Origin of the sequence: Streptomyces viridosporus (assembly GCF_002078235.1) — a bacterium.
In the GTDB taxonomy this organism is placed as follows: Bacteria; Actinomycetota; Actinomycetes; order Streptomycetales; family Streptomycetaceae; genus Streptomyces; species Streptomyces viridosporus.
In genome coordinates this window covers 1-2,520 of sequence record NZ_MSGP01000725.1, presented here as the reverse complement: position 1 = coordinate 2,520, position 2,520 = coordinate 1, and the positions used below count along the sequence as shown (strand labels likewise).

2 protein-coding genes and 1 pseudogene are annotated in these 2,520 nt (G+C 70.0%); all 3 read right to left on the bottom strand.

From position 1 onward, the window contains the following. Nucleotides 1–160 precede the first annotated feature (160 nt). A pseudogene (locus tag B7L92_RS36620) lies at nucleotides 161–526 on the bottom strand (single-stranded DNA-binding protein); the annotation flags it as partial. Nucleotides 527–866: 340 nt separating this feature from the next. Further along, complete coding sequence (locus B7L92_RS36615; protein ID WP_081241474.1) at nucleotides 867–1,379, bottom strand: hypothetical protein; 513 nt, start codon at nucleotides 1,377–1,379, stop codon at nucleotides 867–869. 12 nt (nucleotides 1,380–1,391) lie between these two features. Beyond that, a complete protein-coding gene (locus tag B7L92_RS36610; RefSeq protein ID WP_081241473.1) occupies nucleotides 1,392–2,312 on the bottom strand; it encodes an ATP-binding protein in 921 nt (306 codons plus the stop codon). Between the last annotated feature and the right edge of the window lie 208 nt (nucleotides 2,313–2,520).

Here is a 2,520-nt window from a genome sequence, read left to right as displayed (position 1 = left end):
GAGTGGGGTCGGTCGGGGTGGGGTCGGTCATGCCGGTCAGCCTTTGCGGTGCTCCTGTCGATCAGAAGGGCTCCTCGCCCTGCCGGGGGGCGGGCGGCTCGCCGTTGTTCTGGGCGAACAGGTCGTCGGTGGATGGACCGGCGCCGGCGTAGACGCTCGCGCGGGGGGCCTTGGTGACCTGCGCGGTGGCGAACCGCAGCGAGGGACCGACTTCGTCGACCTCACACTCGACCACGGTGCGGCGCTCGCCCTCTTTGGTCTCGTACGTCCGTTGGCGCAACCGGCCCTGGACGATGACGCGCGTACCGCGGGTCAGGGACTCGGCGGCGTGCCTGGCCATCTGTCCCCAGGCCGAACAGCGCAGGAACAGCGTCTCGGCGTCCCTCCACTTTCCGGTCTCCCGGTCGAAGGCGCGGGGTGTGGAGGCGACGGCGAAGTGCGCGACCGCATCGCCGGACGGGGTGAGGCGTAGCTCGGGGTCATCGGTCAGATTGCCGACCACTGTGATGATGGTTTCACCAACCATGGCCTTTCCTCTCGTTCGACGAGTGATTCCTCACCCGTGCCGGTTCGAGACGGCTGGTGGCCCGGAGTGGGTGGGACTCGCGCCGCGTGTCGGCGAAGGTGCACACCGCACTGCGGGGCGAGGCGGTCGTCGGGTGCGCTCCCTGTGTCCTTTCCCGCCCTTCCTCGGCCCGGGTCGGCAAGTCCGGCCGCGATGAGCCGTGCCTCGTGGGCGGGGGTGTTCCTCGCCCTCGCGAGACTCGTACAGGGCGGCGCCGCGGGTGCGGCAACCTGTCCGTGGGGGTTCAGCCACCGCGACCCAGGGGGCCGACCTGGACGATCCAGTGGTGGGAGGGCGGTGGTCATGTCGCACCGCCGTCGAGGCTGAGCAGTTGGCGCAGGTCGAGCTCGCCGGTGCGCCAGGCGCGGGTGACCTTCTCCGGCCCGCCGGGCACGGGGCGAAGGCTGAACGATCGCGGCGGGGGCGCCGGTGTCGCGGCCAGCCCCGGGATCACCTCGCCGGTGTGCGGGTCGGTGACCGGGTCGAGGCAGGCGAGCCGGGTGAAGAATTCCCGCTGCCAGCAGGGGCGCACCCGGGTGAGCGTCTCCACCTCGCTGGGGTGGTTCTCGGCCACCCAGGTGAGGAAGGCGTGTTCGTCGGCGATCACGACCGTCGGCCGGGGGTCGATGAGCGTGATGGTGGCGATGGGCGTGTGGTCCGGCAGGGTCGCCCGGATCGACTTCAGGTCGAGCTCGGCACGGGCCGCGCGCAGTCCGCCGAGCATCGTGCGGCGGGCGGCCTCGTACTCGGCGTCCACCGCGTCGCGCAGCACCCGGAGCACGGCGACCCGGGTGGCTTGGTCCTTGAGGCTCATGCGGCCTGCCCCCTACCCGACCCCAACCCTCGACTCGACATCTTGGGCATCCCGGTTCTTCGCCGCCTCGGTGCCGTGGCGCACGATCAGCTCGCCGAGCGTGCGGGTCTCCTCACCGTCCAGGACGGCGGCGCCGAGCAGGTTGCGCCGGCGAGCCTCCTCGTAGAGGGCGCGCAGGTCTTCATAGGTGGCGTCCGGCGCGGTGGCCGCCGTGATGTAGTCCGGCACGGATTTGGCGGGCTTGCCGGCCTTGAGCCAGCCGAGGACGGCTTCGGCGAACTCCGCGCCGGGCTTGTGGAGCACCGTTCCGGACAGTGGTTTGGCCCGGGACTTGGAGATCACCAGGGTGTTCTCGTGGTCGAGGTCGCCGACGATGTCGAATTCGTACTCGATGCCCTCTCGCTGCTCGGGCTTGAGCCCGACCTTGCGCGGCACCTTGCGCCCGCGCTCGTCGGCCTCGACGACGTACTCGGTCTTGGTGCGCATGGTGACGATGAGGTGACCGGGATAGGCGAGCAGGGCGTCGAGCATCGCCCGCTCCATGGGGCGGGCCTCCTTCCAGCCGGCGAAGCTGCCTCCCGCCCCGACGCGCTTGGCCGCGTTGTCGACCTGTTCCAGCATCCCCCCGGTGCCGGACCAGAAATGGCTCAGGGAGTCGACGATCATGACGTCGTAGCCGTCGTGAGCGGCCACCGCGAGCGCCTCGACGAGCGCGGTGGGCTGGAACGTGGTGAGCGGGAGGGTGTCGAAGGTGAACTCGTCGGCGTACTTGGCGGCGCTGCCGTGCTCGGTGTCGACCAGGGCGATCCGGTCGCCGAGCCCGGTGCCGGTGACCAGGGCGGTGTAGGTCTTGCCCGATCCGGTGGGCCCGGTGAGCGCGATGCGGGCCTTGGCCTGTTCCTTGGTGGCGGGGATGAAGACGGGGTGGTTCACGCCGTGCTCCTCTGGCGTCTCCGACGGCGGTTCGGGGTGGGCCTGGGGAGGGACGGAAGACTGTCCTCACCCGGCAGGACGGGCACCCACACGGCCGTCGACTTGTTCGAATGCCAGTTCGAAGACTGTCTGGAACTTCACGCTAAGCGCACATGGAGAAGACAATCAACACTTTTCCCCAGAAAAGTTGCCGAAAGCCCCAATTGTC

Coding starts and splice junctions, on each gene's coding strand:
- B7L92_RS36615 (WP_081241474.1), bottom strand. CDS start 1,379: ATGAGCCTCAAGGACCAAGCCACCCGGGTCGCCGTGCTCCGGGTGCTG.